The following is a 14,932-nucleotide window of genomic DNA, read 5'->3' as shown; positions in this document are numbered from 1 at the left end:
AGCGAGATACTGAGTCGCGATGCGATGGCCGAGGTGCTGTCGGGCAGCGAAGGAGTGAATACGCGCCATTATCAGCTGTTGCTGCGCGGCGAAAGCCTGAATCCGATGATTGACGCGGCGACGCCGCTACTCGGGATGGTGCTGCGTTTAAAAGCCATGAACAGCCAGGCATTGCCGGACCAGCTGTATCAGCAGGTGGTGGCGGACGTGCAGTCGATAGAACAACTCCTGCAAACCCAGGGCTACGAGCCGGGGGCGATTGTCTCGTTTCGCTATGTGCTGTGCACCTTTATTGATGAAGCGGCGCTGGGCCACGGCTGGAACAGCGAGAACGGCTGGCTGAAACAGTCGTTGTTGGTGCGCTTCCATAACGAAACCTGGGGCGGGGAAAAGGTTTACGTGCTGCTGGAGCGCCTGATGGGCGAAGCCCAGCGCTACCGCGATCTGCTGGAGTTTATCTACCTCTGTTTCTGCCTTGGATTCCGCGGCCGCTACAAAGTCACGGCCCAGCATGCCGATGAGTTCGAACGGCTGTTTCGTCGCCTGTACAACGTGATAGCGCAGATGCGCCCGGACGGCGCAGAGCCGCTGCTGTATCAGGGACCAGATACGGCGCGCGGCAGCTACCGGCTGATTGGCCGGCTGACGGTGAAACATCTGTTGATCGGCTCGCTGGGGCTACTGGCGGCGATTTATCTCTTCTATTTACTGCGTCTGAATATCCAGACCCAGGACATTTTGCATCAGTTGAACAGCTTACTGAGCGGGGGAAAACGATGATTGCTATTGATTTGCCGACCCTGGTCAACCGGCTTAATCCCGTCGCCCGGCACGGGCTGGAAAGCGCGGCGGCGCAGTGCGTCAACGCCGGAGAGGCCGAGATTACCGTCCCGATGGTGCTGCTGGAAATGGTGAACACGCCGCTGAGCGATGTCCGCCTGATCCTCAACCGCGCGGAAGTGGATGTGACGGCGCTGCGGGAGTTGCTCGATCAGGCGGCGTCCGGCGGCCGTCATCTGGCGGCTTCTTACCCGGCGTTTTCCCCTCTGCTGGTGGAGTGGCTGAAAGATAGCTGGCTGATGGCCTCTGTGGAATTCGGTCATACGCAATTGCGCAGCGGCGTGATGCTGATGGCGCTGCTGCACTCCCCGCAGCGCTACCTGCCGGCCAGCGTGGTGCAACTGCTGGTGAAGGTGAACCGGGCGCTGCTTCAGGATGAATTTGACGTCTGGACCCAGGAGTCGGCGGAAACGCCGGTGGCCGATGACAGCGCGCGCGCCGGCGCGCCGGGCGCCCGAGCCGGGGATGAAAGCCTGCTGGCGCGTTTTGCCACCGATATGACCCAGGCGGCGCGGGAAGGGAAACTGGACCCGGTGCTGTGCCGTGATAATGAAATCGATCTGATGATCGATATCCTGTGCCGGCGCCGTAAAAATAACCCCATTGTGGTGGGCGAGGCTGGCGTCGGCAAGAGTGCTCTGATCGAGGGGCTGGCGATACGCGTAGTAGCCGGGCAGGTGCCGGAGAAATTACGCGATACGCGCCTGATGACGCTGGATCTCGGCGCTCTGCAGGCCGGCGCGGCGGTGAAGGGCGAGTTTGAAAAGCGCTTCAAGGGGATCATGGCCGAGGCCATCCAGTCGGCGGATCCGGTGATTTTGTTTATCGATGAGGCGCATACCCTGATCGGCGCCGGTAACCAGCAGGGCGGTCTGGATATTTCCAACCTGTTGAAACCGGCCCTGGCGCGCGGCGAGCTGAAGACCATCGCCGCCACCACGTGGAGTGAATACAAGAAATACTTCGAAAAAGATGCCGCCCTGTCGCGTCGTTTCCAGATAGTCAAAGTGGCGGAACCCACCGCCGGCGAGGCGACGGTGATTCTGCGCGGGCTGCGTAGCGCCTATGAAAAAGCGCACAGCGTATTGATCGACGATGAAGCGCTGCAGGCCGCGGCGAGCCTGAGCGAACGCTATCTGTCCGGGCGCCAGTTGCCAGACAAAGCTATCGATGTGCTTGATACCGCCTGCGCCCGGGTGGCTATCAACCTGAGCTCCCCACCGCGCGAAGTGTCGGCGCTGACCACGGAGCGTCACCAGCTCGAACAGGAGATAGCCCAACTGGAACGCGAACAGCGTATCGGTTTGCCGGGCGATAAAGACCATCTTGAGGCGCTGCGCCAGCGTCTGGCGGCGACGGGCGACGCTCTCAGTGCCCTGGAAAACGACTGGCGCGAACAGCAGGCGCTGGTGGCGCAGGTGATTGCGCTGCGGGCCGAACTGCTGGCCCGGGAGGACGCGCCGGATGAGGAGCAGGTGGTGGCGCTGGCGGCGCTGACTGGCGCTCTGGATAGCCTGCAAAAAGAGCGGACGCTGGTTTCGCCTCACGTGGGCAGGCAGCAAATCGCCGCGGTCATCGCCGAATGGACGGGGGTGCCGCTGAACCGTCTGTCGCAAAATGAGATGACCACCATCACCGAACTGCCGGCGTGGCTTGGGGAGGTGATTCGCGGTCAGTCGCTGGCGATTGCCCATCTGCACAAGCATCTGTTGACCGCGCGCGCCGATCTGCGCCGCCCCGGCCGGCCGCTGGGGGCGTTTTTGCTGGTGGGGCCGAGCGGGGTCGGGAAAACCGAAAGCGTCCTGCAAATTGCCCGGGTGCTGTTCGGCGGACGCCAGTACCTGACGACGATCAACATGTCGGAATTCCAGGAAAAACATACCGTTTCGCGGCTGATCGGCTCACCGCCGGGCTACGTGGGCTATGGCGAAGGCGGGGTACTGACCGAAGCCATCCGTCAGAAACCCTATTCTGTGGTACTGCTGGATGAAGTGGAAAAAGCTCACCCGGATGTGCTGAACCTGTTTTACCAGGCCTTTGATAAAGGCGAGCTGGCCGACGGCGAAGGGCGGGTGATCGACTGTAAAAACGTGGTGTTCTTCCTCACCTCTAACCTTGGCTACCAGACCATTGTCGATCACGTCGACAGGCAGGATGAGCTACACGATGCCCTGTATCCGGTGCTGGCGGATTTCTTTAAGCCGGCGCTGCTGGCGCGTATGGAGGTGGTGCCGTTTATGCCGCTGGGCAGCGATACCCTGCGCGAGATCATCGCCGGCAAGCTCGGCTGGCTGGAAAACCTGCTGGTTCAGCGCTTCGGCGCCACGGTCACGGTGGATGAGACGGTAACCGGGGAGATTATGCGCCGCGTCACCCGCGCGGAAAACGGCGCGCGCATGCTGGAATCGGTGATCGACGGCGCGCTGATGCCGCCGCTGTCGCTGCTGTTGTTGCAGCATATGGCGGCCGGAGAGGCTATCGACAGCATCCATCTTTTTACCGAAGACAATGCCTTTAAAGCACAGGTGGAAGTGAGCGTATGAGGAAACGGCTAAAAAGCGTACTGGCTTTACTGGACGGTAACACCCGGGAACAACTGGTATTCAACTTTTTAGAACTAAATCTGCGACTGTCCCACTTCGATGCCCTGATGGTGGGAATGATTAACAGCCCCGAGGAGCGCGTGGAATGTTACGCCGTTTCCGGGGCGCGCGGCATCGATGTGCAGCGTTTTATGGTGAGTGTCTACGATGTGAATCACCCGTTGATTCAGGTTTTGCGCAACGGCGTCGCCACGACCTGGCAGACGCTGCATCGCGGGGTGCGTATTGAAGAGACGCGCTTTCGGCATTTCGTCTACGAGCTGCCCGGCGAATGCGGCCTGTACGCCAGGCCGGTGTTTGATAACCAGGCCGCGGCATGTGGGGTGATTGCCGCTTTCAGCCGTCAGCCGGAAGAGTGCGACAAGCCGAACAGCCTGTTTACGCTGAGCTGCGAACTGTTTCAGCACCGGCTGAAAAAGATCCTTGAACTGGATCAGTTGCGCAGCCATCTGCGCCAGATTCAGGACGTGTTTCAGGTTCAACAGCAGAAACAAAAACAGCTCGATGAACTACTGTCGGCGCTCAGCGCCGGCGGCGCCCCGAACAGCGTTTCCGGCGTCGCCAATGATTACAGCGAAATCGACGATTTGCAGGCCGCGCTGGAGAAATTTGAGTACCAGGTGCTGACCCAGCGCCTGCGTCAGTTCGGCGCCGATAAAAAGCGCGTGGCGATGAGTCTCAACTTGTCTCCCCGCACCCTGACTTACAAGCTGGCGAAATACAAGGGCAACCTATGAGAACGCGGGTATTACTGGCGCTGAGCGGTGTTGGCTTGCTGATGGCGGCACCGCTGTGGGCGGATGATAACGCGCAACTGGCGGCGGTTCAGGCCTGCCGCAGCGAGCCGGCGCCGCTATTGCGCCTCGACTGCTATGACAAAGCGCTGGCCGCTCCGACCGGCGCGACGCCGGCCGCACCGGCGCAGGCCGGCGTGGCGTGGCAGCGGGCGATGGCTCAGGAAGCGCAGCGCGACGATCGCGAAACCGCATTTCTGGTCACCCACAGCGGCGGCGACAACCCGCAGGTGGTACTGACGACGCCGGCGATCGGCGTTGCGCCGCCGCGCCCGGTGTTGATGTTCAGCTGCGTCGACAACATCACTCGTTTACAGGTTGCGCTGACGATGCCGGTGCGCGAGAGAGACGGCGCGGTTTCGCTGGCCACCGAGAACCGGCGCATCAGCGTCGGCTGGTTTGTGCGTGAGAACGGCTTCCTGCTGGAATCGAGCCGCGGGCTGGCGGGAATCGAAGAAATCAAACAGCTGTTCGGCGCTCAGCGCCTGACGCTGAGCCTGCCCGGAGACGCTTCGCGGCTGGTCTTTAATATCAGCGGTCTGGCGCAGGAAATAGACCCCCTGCGCACGGCGTGCCACTGGTAAGGAGCGGGCATGAGCGAACAACATGAATGGCTGGACAAGCTCACGGCGCCGCTGCCGGAAGAGAAAATCGGCGCCCGGCTGGCGGATGACAATCCGCACTGGGAGTTTATTGACGGCGAAATGGTGCGGCTGGGAGCGCTCAGCCACAGTTCGCTGAATATCCCGGAGGTACAGCGGCGGATCCTGCTGCTGCTGTCCACGGAGAGTAAAGATTTTCGCCTGGTGGTGCACCTGCTGCGTACTTTGCAGCATGCCGGCCAGCCCCAGGAGGTGATTCTGGCGCTGCAGTTACTGTGCGCCTGGATTAAAACCTGCTGGGAGACGGCCTGGCCGGATAACCTGGTGATGAAACGCCGCCTGGCGCGCCAGGTGATACAGCGTTTCGCCAGCGCGGCGAACAGTTTTGTTGGGCTGGCGGACCACGATCAGCGCCAGGAAGTGCTCGGCGAGCTGGCGCATCTGGCGCAACTGTGGCAGGCGACGGAAAAAGATTTGGCCAGAGAGGCGGACGCGCTCGGGGTGTTATACCGGCGGCAGCCGGACGGCGCGGTGGTGGAAGCGGCAGCGCCGCAAAGCGCGTCGCCGCAGCCTGCTGCGGCGCCCGCCGTCGCCGCGCAGCCCACGCTGGAAATCGACAGTTCCGATGATAAGGCCTGGCGCCAGACACAGTTGCAGATGGCGGACATTCTCTGCGAACGGCAGCCGGATAACCCGCTGGGCTACCGGCTGCGGCGCAATGCGTTATGGCACAGCATCACCAGCGCTCCGCTGGCACAGGCGGATGGCCGGACGTCGCTGGCGGCGTTTTCCGCCGATCGACTGGCGGAGTATCTGGCCGCGGCGGCGAACCCCGACCGGGCGCTGTGGCAACAGGTGGAGCAGAGTCTGGTGCTGGCGCCGTTCTGGTTCGAAGGCCACCGGCTGTCGGCGGCTATCGCCGTGGCGCTGGGCTATGAGCGGGTCGCGGAGGCGATTCGCGAAGAGTTACGGCTGTTTTTACAGCGCCTGCCGCTGCTGCAGAGCCTGAGTTTTACCGATCGCACGCCGTTTTTATCCGATGCCGCCCGCGCCTGGCTGGCGGAGGAGGCTGAGATAACAGAGGGCGGTAGCGCCGCCCCGCTCCAGGCGCAGATGGATATCGACAGCGAAGCGGTCTGGCAATGCTGGCAAGAGCAGGGGCTGGCGGCGGCGCTACTTGAAATCGACCGGCTGGCGCAGCAGCAAAATCCGCGTGGTCGCTTTTACTGCCAGATGCTTGGCGCGCGCCTGCTGGAAGAAGCCGGTATGAAGACGCTGGCCGTGCAGAGTTATCAACATCTTTATCAGATAGCCCAGGAAATCTCGCTCCCCAACTGGGAGCCAGACCTTATCAGGGAACTGGAAGCACAACAATCGCACAGTGAAGGATAACCATGGAATGGAACAGGAGCATTGACCAATGAGAGTACCGGGATTTTTTCGTGTGCTAAAACCTGCTCTTCCGAGGTTTAAAGCCTCCGCTATGCTGCTGCTGGCGTTAGCCTGGTGCGCGGCGATATTTTGGGTGTGGTGGTGGGGGCCGGAATGGGAAGTCAGCGAGCAGAAACCGCTGGCCACGCCGTTAAGCCGCTGGCTGCTGACGGCGGTGCTGGTGCTGATTGCCCTGGGATGGTTGACGCTGCGCATTCTGCGCCGCCTTCAGCAACTGGAGCGGTTGCAGAAACTGTCGCGCGAAGAGGTGAAGGATCCGGTCAGCGGCGATATTCATTATCAGCGCCGTTACCTGACGCACTGGCTGCTGCATCTTGAACGCCATCTCAACAGCCGCCGCTACCTGTACCAGCAGCCGTGGTATCTGGTGATCGGCGGGCGCGGCAGCGGCAAGAGCACCTTATTGCGCGAAGGTCAGAAGCTGGCGCCGCTGTACGCGCCGGAAAAAATGAAAGGCGAAACGACTCCGGAGGTGTATGTTCGCTGTCTGGCCGGGGAGCAGGCTATCCTGATTGATGTCGATGGCCTGCTGATTGAGCAGCCTGTAGACAGTGATGCCGAAAAACCGGAGCGGTTCAGCCGCCTGTGGCGTGATCTGCTGGACTGGATGGGCGAAGTACGCACCCGCCAGCCGCTGAACGGCGTTGTGCTGGCCGTCGATATCGGCGAATTTATGACCCTCAACAAAGCGCAGCGTGACGGCTGGCTGGCGGTGATGCGCCAGCGGCTCCAGGACTTACGTTTGCGCCTGCACTGCCAGTTACCGGTCTACGTGGTGTTAACGCATATGGACCTCTTCTACGGTTTTGACGCGATGTTCCAGTCGCTGGACAAAGCGCGCCGCGAATCGGTACTTGGCGTGACGTTTTCCCTTGAAGCCGGGGCGTGGCGCAAGGAGCTGGATACCTTCTGGCAGCGCTGGGTCAATAAGATGAACGATGCGCTGCCGGGCATGATGATCAATGATGTCGACGGCAGCCAGCGCAGCCCGCTGTTCAGCTTTGTGCGCCAGATGCGCGGCATGCATGAATATGTGGAACAACTGCTCGACGGCATTGTGTTCCATAATGAGAGTCCGCCGCTGCTGCGCGGCGTGTATCTGACCTCCTCCAGTCAGCGTGGGCAGATGGACGATCTGTTCGTACAGAGTTCCGCGGCGCAATATCATCTCGGCACTCAGGCCTTCCCGACCTGGCCGGTGGGCGACAGTAAGCCGTATTTTACCCATGCCCTGTTCGACCGGGTGCTGTTCTCGGAGCCTAATCTGGCCGGTGAAAACAGCGTCTGGCTGGATAACGCCCGGCGGCGCCTGGCGCTGTACAGCGTGGTGAGCGGCGTGGTGGTGGTGTGTCTGTTCTACGGCTGGCATCACTACTATCGCGTGAACTACCGCGCCGGCGTGGAAGTGCTGGCGCAGGCGAAATCGTTCCTTGAAATACCGCCGCCCGAGGAGACCGATAACTACGGCAACCTGCAATTGCCGCTGCTTAACCCGATTCGTGAGGCCACCCTGGCCTATGGCGACTACCACGATCGCAATCTGTTCCTTGCGGATATGGGGTTATATCAGGGCTATAAAATTGGCCCTTACGTGGAAGACACCTATCTGCAACTGCTGCAACAGCGTTACCTGCCGGCCCTGATGAGCGGGCTGCTCAAAGCGCTGAATGCAGCGCCGGCGGGTAGCGAAGAGAAGCTGAATATTCTGCGCGTTATGCGCATGCTGGAAGATGGTAGCGGGCGCAACAAACCGCTTATCGAACAGTTTATGGCCGAACGCTGGAGCGAACGTTTTAATGGCCAGAACAGTTTGCAGACCCAACTGATGGGCCACCTGGGTTATGCGCTGGACCATACCGACTGGCGCGGGCGCCGTGAAGGGGGCGATCAAGAGGCAACGCGCTCGTTTTCGCCGTATGTACAGCCGATCCGCGACGCCCAGCGTGAACTCAGCAAACTGTCGATTTACCAGCGCGTCTACCAGAGCCTGCGCGCCAGGGCGCAGCAGGTACTGTTGTCGGATCTCAACCTGCGCGATCAAATCGGCGCTAACTTTGATGCAGTCTTCGCCGCCAGCGACGAAAAGCTGCTACGCATTCCCCAGCTTCTGACCAGTTACGGCCTGAAAAACTACTTTGTGAAGCAGCGCGACGGGCTGGTGGAACTGACGGCGATGGACAGCTGGGTGCTCAATCTGACGCAAGATGTGCAGTACAGCGAAGCGGATCGCAAAGAGATTCAGCGCCATATCACCGAGCAATATCTTGGCGATTACACCGCGACGTGGCGCGCGGCGCTGAGCAATCTGGAAATTCAACAATTTGATGAGATGCAGCAGGTGATCAGCGCGTTAGAGCAGGTGATTAGCGGCGATCAGGTGTTCCGCCGCGCGCTGCAAACCCTGCGTGATAACACCCAGGCGCCAGCGCTGCCCGAAGGGCTACCCGACAAAGCGCGCCAGGAGTTTTTAGAAACTCAGGACTACCGCCTGTTGGCCCGCATCAGCCGCGATTTCGCGCCGGAAAACGGCGTGCTGGCGGAGCAGAAAGAGGGCAGCGGCGTTCTGCCGGGGGTATATCAGAAACTGACCGATCTGCACCGCTACCTGCTGGCGATCCAGAATTCGCCGACCCCGGGGAAATCGGCGCTGAAAGCGGTACAGATGCGCCTTAACGAGAACAGTAGCGATCCGATTTTCGCCGTTCAGCAAATGGCCAAAAATCTGCCTGACCCTCTCAGACGCTGGGTGGGGCAACTGGCGGAACAGGCCTGGCGGGTGGTGATGCTGGAGGCTATCCAGTATCTGGAAATCGAGTGGGGCAATGCGGTGGTGAAACCCTGGCAGACCCACCTCGCCGGTCGTTATCCCTTCGCGCCGGACGCCCGGGAAGACGCGCCGCTCAGCGAATTTGAACGCTTCTTTAAACCCGGCGGTACCCTGGACGCGTTCTATCAGCAAAATCTGCGGCAGTTCATTGAGAACGAACTGACCTGGGGTAGCGACGGCCAGGCGCTGATTCGCGATGACATCCGCCAGCAACTGGAGATGGCCCAGAAGATCCGCGATACCTTCTTTACGCCGCAGAACGGTCTGGGCACCCAGTACGCCATTGAAACGCTGGAACTTTCGTCCGGTAAACGGCGCAGCGTGCTCAATATGGACGGACAGTTGCTTGAATATGCCCATGGTCGCGGCCGGACCGTTCACCTGGTGTGGCCGAACTCAATGCGCGCCGGGGTTGAAAGTAAGCTGACGCTGGTGCCGGATGCCGGCAATAAGGCGCCGCGCAGCATCAGCTTCAGCGGCCCGTGGGCGCAACTGCGGCTGATTAATTCCGGGCAGCTAACCAGCGTGAGCGACGGATCGTTCAACGTGCGTTTCAACGTTGATGGCGGGTACATGATTTACCGTGTCCACGTTGATGCCTCCGACAATCCGTTCTCCGGCGGTTTGTTCAGCCGCTTCCATCTGCCGGAAACCTTGTACTGACCATATCCCGGCGGGGAGCCGCCGGGCTTTGATGGGATGAATGACAGTGAGTGAACAGGTGAATAATATCCTGATGCATATCGGCAGCGATCCCCGCCACATGGCGGAGTTCGAGGCGATAAGGCAGGAGATTAACAAAGTGAGCCACCCCAGGCAGCCTGAGGTGAACTGGAAATCGATTGAATCGCTGGCGCTGACTGTGTTTCGCCGCAACGGCGTGGATTTGCAGACCGCGGCCTACTACGCGCTGGCGCGTATCAAACTGGCGGGGCTATCCGGATTCACCGAAGGGTGTGAATTAATGGCTGGCATTATTACCGCGGAATGGGAGCGATGCTGGCCGGATAATGACGCGGCGCAGATTGATATTCTTGACTGGTTCAACGCCAAAGCCGGCAATGCCCTGCGCGCCATGACCTTTGACGGCAAAAGCCTGCGCCTGCTTTACCGCGCGGAGCGGGCGCTGCAACTGATTCACGACAAGCTCCAGCAGGCGCCGCTGAGCCGGGTTCCGCGGGTGGAAAATCTGCTGATTTTTATCCAGAACACCGGGCGGCGCGTTGAGCGGGAGAAAGACGATACCGCACCGCGCGCCCCGACCCAGACTCTGGTGTGGATGCCGGGCGAGGGGGGACAGCCACCGCGGATATCGGCGGCGGAATTGCCAGCGCAGCGGGAAGCGGATGCCGATACGCCGGACGAGGCGCAGTCTGTCGCCGTTGATATCGTTGACCCCGCCCGGGCGCAGATCTCTGAACCGGAATCGTTGACTGAGGTGCAGGCGACAGTACCGTCTGCGGATAAAACCGTTACGCCGGCGCGTGGCGGTGGGCGCTGGAGTTTCCCGGCATTTTTCCTCGGCGTGGCCAGCAGTCTGGCGGTGGCGGCGGTGGCTGCTTACTGGTATGTCATGCCGCTGAAGGCGCAACTGGAGGAAGTGGCGCAGCAACCGCTGGGCGCTGCTTTGCTGTGGCTGGCTCAGCCGGACGCTGCGAGTTATGGCCAACAGCTCAATCGCCTGGCCAGCGTTCCGCCGTATATGGCGCTGGCGCTCGGCGAGCAGTCGGTGGCTGAGGCCCGGCAGCGCTGGCCGGACAATGGGCAACTGAACGCGGAAACCGCGCGCTGGCAGGTGATGACCCAGCTTTCCGACACCACACCGCTGCCGGACGGCGGCTACTTTTTTGTTCACCAGCGGCTGAAGCGCCTGAATGAGGAGCTGCTGGAACAGGAGCGGGTGCGCGGCGGGTTGACCATCTCGTATCTGAAAACGGCGGTATACCAGATGCAAAGCGCGCTGACGACGGATGTTCCGCTGGAAGAATTATTACGCCAGCTTGAAGCCGCCACCCGTAATGGTGAACCGGCGCCGGCGCTATTAATTAAACAGCTCAATGAACGCTGGAATATGTTGAGTGGACGCTACTATCGGCTGATACGCGAGTGAATATTCTGAGCGGATAATAGGGTATTTCTCCGGATCAATCACCGTGCCGGAAACATGAATGAACTGAATGGTTAGTTCATGGCCTGTTTAGCGTTACCGGGTAGGGGGTGTAATTCCATACCAGCATTGTGTCAGTTACGGTTGGTTTTTTGACTGTGCAAAAGCTGGCTACAAATCGCGCCGAAGTAGGAATCATCATTTACGGTGAAATTGACTGTAACGGGCGGCGATGAATATCACGGAGGAACGCCATGCGGTAGCTATCGAATTTTCCTGGAGAGCATGAACTCTCTATTATAACAGTATGTTAGGTCTTCTTGTTACGCGAGTGATAACTGTGTTGGCAGAAGGTCGATTATAAGAACATTCCAGTCAATTTATCTTTTGACAGGTGGGGTTTCTTTTTTTTGCATATTTTTGGTGAGAAGAAAACACCGATTTCAATAACTGTGAGATGCGTTACCAGTGAATAAAATTATAATCTTTGCCGAATCAAAATTATTCTGGATAATCCGCCGTCGTTGCGGCAGATCGCTCTGCTGTGTGGCGAGCTGAGACGGTAATTTATTGTTTTATCAATACAGATTTAACTATTCTGCGTTTCAGTGGCGATAATTTATCACTCGCCTGTGTATGTTATGATTGCTGGCCAATATATTACCTTTCAGCGCATTACCATTAATGACGCGCACGCATCTTTGCAGGGTCTGGCGAAGCGGTCGGAGACCTTACTGATTGCAGAAAATATGACAAAACGGAGTTGGCGATGTTTTCTGATGACAGCAAAAAAAATCCCTTAGCCGGGAAGATAGCCCCGAAGAATATCGTTTCGCCTCAGGATGCCGCGCAAGCCGGCATTAACGCTGCTACCCAGGCCGGCGCCGGCGCTGTCACGGATGCCGTGGCTGGCGTGGCGGGGAGTGTCGCCCAGGCGGTGGGCGGCAAAGTGGCCAAAGCCGCCGACACGGTCTCTGAGGTAAGCAAGGCGATTTCCGGCGCGCAGCAGGCCGTCGATACGCTGGCGAAGAATTTTGTGGCGAAGGATCTGACTTCCGGCGCGGCGCAGGCGTTGTCCGGCGTGGCGGGGGGAGTGGCCCAGGCGGTGGGTGGTAAAGTCGCCGGTACTGTTGCCGGCGCGGCGCAGGCGTTTTCCGGCGCGCAACAGACAGTGGATAGCCTGGCGAAGAATATCGTGGCGAAGGATTTACCTTCCGGCACGCTGACGGGTGGCGGTTTTGTTTCCGGCGCCCTGCCTTCCGGCGCTTTAACCAGCGGTACGTTTGCTGGCGGCGCTTTGTCGTCTGGCGGCAGTTTATCCACCAGCGCGCTCGCTTCGCTGGCTGGCGGTAATGCCGCGTCGGCGCTGACCTCCGCGGCCGGCGCGCTGTTCGGGCAGGCGACCCCTTCCGGCCTGCAGTTCACCCTGACGGTGACCGGGCTGCCTCCCGATACGTTTGTGGTGGTGGATTTCGCGCTCAGCGAATCGTTCTCCTCGCCCTGGCTGCTGCAGCTTGGCCTGGCCAGCGCCGATCCGGCGGTAAGCTTTGAAGCGGTACTGGATAATGACGCGGTATTAACCGTTCTGCGCGACGGCGCGGTGGAGCGAAAGGTCTCCGGGATTATCGCCGCTTTTGAGCAGGGGGATACCGGCCAGCACCAGACGCGCTACAGCATGGTGATGCGCCCGGCGATGTGGCGCACCTCGCTGCGGCGCAATTCGCGTATTTTCCAGCAGCAGACACCGGATGACATTATCTCCACGCTGCTGCGGGAAAGCGGCGTGGTCAATGTGGCGTTTGCCCTGCGCAATGACCACCCGGCGCGCGAGTTCTGCGTCCAGTATCAGGAAGACGATCTCTCTTTTATCGCCCGGCTCAGCTCTGAAGAAGGGATGTATTACTACTTTGAGATGGGCGAAGACGGCGAAACGCTGGTGTTCGCCGACGATGCCGGCACCCTGCCGACCGGTCCCGTTCTGCCCTGGAATCCCGCCCGGGAAACCCAGACCAAAGATCTGTGCATCAGCACGTTCCGCCGTAGTGTGCAGGTGCGCCCGGCAATGGTGGAACTGAAAGATTACACCTTCAAAAACCCCGGCTGGCCGGCCCGATTCAACGAGCAGGCCAGTACGCTGCACAACCAGCGTCCGGACTATGAATATTATGACTTCCCGGGGCGTTTTAAGGACGAACAACACGGTAAGGATTTTACTCACTACCAGCTGGAAGGCCTGCGCAATGACGCGGATGCCGGCCATGGTCAGAGCAACTCGTCAGAGCTGTTTCCAGGCTTGCTGTTTACCCTGCAGAACCATCCGCGGGCGGATCTGAATACCCGCTGGCAGGTCGTGAGCATCACCCACAGCGGCCGGCAGCCTCAGGCGCTGGAACATGATTCCGGCGAGCAGGGCACCACGCTGGAAAACCAGTTTAGTTTTGTGCCGGCGCAGCAGACTTGGCGTCCGGCGCCGTTGCCGAAGCCGCGCGTTGATGGTTCGCAAATCGGCATTGTGGTGGGGCCGCCGGGTGAAGAGATTTTTTGCGACAGTTTTGGCCGGGTGCGGGTGCAGTTCCCGTGGGACCGCTACGGGCAGTCCGACGATAAGAGCTCCTGCTGGATCCGCGTATCGCAGCCGTGGGCCGGCCAGGGATGGGGGATGATCGCCACGCCGCGCATCGGCCAGGAAGTGGTGGTGGATTTCCTGCACGGCGACCCGGATCAGCCGATCATTATCGGCCGTACTTATCACGCCGCTAACTTACCTTCTATCGGCCTGCCGGCCTCGAAAACCCAGATGGCGTTTCGCAGTAAGACGCATAAGGGCCAGGGCTATAACGAACTGAAGTTCGAAGACGCCAACGGCCAGGAAATGCTGTCGATGCATGCGCAGAAGGATATGAGTACCAAAGTCAAAAATGACCGTACCACCATCGTCGGCGCTAACCATACCGAAATAGTAAAGGGTCAACAGCAGATCAGTGTGCTGGAAGGAAGCCGGACCATCCACGTTCAGAAAGGTGAGCTGACAGAAATCATCGCTAAAAGTAAAAGCATTACGGCAGATGATATCACTTGCCTGGCCACTGGCGGTCAGGGCGGCGAGCACTCTGGCTGGCAGAGTTTCATGGCGAAAAATGGCGTGATGCTGGGGGTAGGCAAAAGTCAGATAACCCTGAAACCAGACTGCATCATCCTGAATATCGGGGACTCAGTGATCCAGCTCAGTGAAGACGGCATTGTTATCAATGGAAAAAGTGTGTTTGTGAATTAAGGATAAAAAATGCGTTATCGACTTAATGAGGGTGAAATTACCCTTCCTGAAGACTGGAAAGATGAAACCTTAAATGCGTTTTCTGCGCCCGATAACAGCGGCCTTAATCTGGTGATTACCCGGATGGAACTGCCTTTTGGTTCAGCAGAAGAAGAGTTTGTTGAAAACGTGCTGGTCCAGTATCGCGAGCAATTACCCGAATACACCGAACATAAATTTAAAACCATCACCCTGGCGGGGCAAAACGCCTGGCGTCTTGAATATCACTGGCAGAGCGATGAGGGTCGGATCGACCAACTGGTGGTGATGCAGTTTCGCGGCAATACGCTGATGACGTTTACGGTCAGCAGTGCAAACGGTATGAGCAAAAGTCAAAAAGAGATCATGCTCAGCGTTATTCAGAGCTTTAAGCCTGAGGTGGCGGATTAACGGG

At 59.4% G+C, this 14,932-nt stretch carries 9 protein-coding genes; all 9 read left to right on the top strand.

Annotation, left to right across the window (positions count from 1 at the left end):
* Positions 1 to 24: 24 nt before the first annotated feature.
* The 9 genes from icmH to AQ981_RS04815 all read left to right on the top strand — a co-directional run bounded on the left by icmH (position 25) and on the right by AQ981_RS04815 (position 14,928).
* Complete coding sequence (gene icmH, locus AQ981_RS04855) at positions 25 to 780, top strand: type IVB secretion system protein IcmH/DotU (protein WP_058910767.1); 756 nt, start codon at positions 25 to 27, stop codon at positions 778 to 780.
* On the top strand, positions 777 to 3,383 hold the full coding sequence (tssH, locus tag AQ981_RS04850; RefSeq protein WP_058910618.1) for a type VI secretion system ATPase TssH: 2,607 nt from the start codon (positions 777 to 779) through the stop codon (positions 3,381 to 3,383). The genes icmH and tssH overlap by 4 nt, the downstream gene beginning before the upstream one ends.
* A complete protein-coding gene (locus AQ981_RS04845) occupies positions 3,380 to 4,180 on the top strand; it encodes a helix-turn-helix domain-containing protein (RefSeq protein ID WP_058910617.1) in 801 nt (266 codons plus the stop codon). The genes tssH and AQ981_RS04845 overlap by 4 nt, the downstream gene beginning before the upstream one ends.
* Positions 4,177 to 4,821: a type VI secretion system-associated protein VasI gene (gene vasI / locus AQ981_RS04840; protein ID WP_058910616.1), complete on the top strand. Its 645-nt coding sequence runs from the start codon at positions 4,177 to 4,179 to the stop codon at positions 4,819 to 4,821. Before AQ981_RS04845 ends, vasI begins: the two co-directional genes overlap by 4 nt.
* 9 nt (positions 4,822 to 4,830) lie before the next feature.
* Positions 4,831 to 6,231 (top strand): type VI secretion system protein TssA, encoded by a 1,401-nt coding sequence (tssA, locus tag AQ981_RS04835; protein ID WP_058910615.1) that lies wholly within the window; start codon positions 4,831 to 4,833, stop codon positions 6,229 to 6,231.
* Positions 6,232 to 6,259: 28 nt separating this feature from the next.
* Positions 6,260 to 9,781, top strand: coding sequence for a type VI secretion system membrane subunit TssM (gene tssM, locus AQ981_RS04830; RefSeq protein WP_058910614.1), 3,522 nt, complete (start codon positions 6,260 to 6,262; stop codon positions 9,779 to 9,781).
* Positions 9,782 to 9,821: 40 nt separating this feature from the next.
* On the top strand, positions 9,822 to 11,228 hold the full coding sequence (locus AQ981_RS04825; protein WP_058910613.1) for a VasL domain-containing protein: 1,407 nt from the start codon (positions 9,822 to 9,824) through the stop codon (positions 11,226 to 11,228).
* A gap of 766 nt (positions 11,229 to 11,994) precedes the next feature.
* A complete protein-coding gene (locus AQ981_RS04820; protein WP_082683141.1) occupies positions 11,995 to 14,499 on the top strand; it encodes a type VI secretion system tip protein TssI/VgrG in 2,505 nt (834 codons plus the stop codon).
* Between the two features lie 9 nt (positions 14,500 to 14,508).
* A complete protein-coding gene (locus AQ981_RS04815; protein WP_058910612.1) occupies positions 14,509 to 14,928 on the top strand; it encodes a DcrB-related protein in 420 nt (139 codons plus the stop codon).
* Positions 14,929 to 14,932 lie beyond the last annotated feature (4 nt).

This window comes from Entomohabitans teleogrylli, assembly GCF_001484765.1.
In the GTDB taxonomy this organism is placed as follows: Bacteria; Pseudomonadota; Gammaproteobacteria; order Enterobacterales; family Enterobacteriaceae; genus Entomohabitans; species Entomohabitans teleogrylli.
This window is presented reverse-complemented; position numbering and strand designations above follow the sequence as displayed.

Coding starts and splice junctions, on each gene's coding strand:
- AQ981_RS04825 (WP_058910613.1), top strand. CDS start 9,822: ATGACAGTGAGTGAACAGGTGAATAATATCCTGATGCATATCGGCAGC.
- tssM (WP_058910614.1), top strand. CDS start 6,260: ATGAGAGTACCGGGATTTTTTCGTGTGCTAAAACCTGCTCTTCCGAGG.
- tssA (WP_058910615.1), top strand. CDS start 4,831: ATGAGCGAACAACATGAATGGCTGGACAAGCTCACGGCGCCGCTGCCG.
- vasI (WP_058910616.1), top strand. CDS start 4,177: ATGAGAACGCGGGTATTACTGGCGCTGAGCGGTGTTGGCTTGCTGATG.
- icmH (WP_058910767.1), top strand. CDS start 25: ATGGCCGAGGTGCTGTCGGGCAGCGAAGGAGTGAATACGCGCCATTAT.
- AQ981_RS04820 (WP_082683141.1), top strand. CDS start 11,995: ATGTTTTCTGATGACAGCAAAAAAAATCCCTTAGCCGGGAAGATAGCC.
- tssH (WP_058910618.1), top strand. CDS start 777: ATGATTGCTATTGATTTGCCGACCCTGGTCAACCGGCTTAATCCCGTC.
- AQ981_RS04815 (WP_058910612.1), top strand. CDS start 14,509: ATGCGTTATCGACTTAATGAGGGTGAAATTACCCTTCCTGAAGACTGG.
- AQ981_RS04845 (WP_058910617.1), top strand. CDS start 3,380: ATGAGGAAACGGCTAAAAAGCGTACTGGCTTTACTGGACGGTAACACC.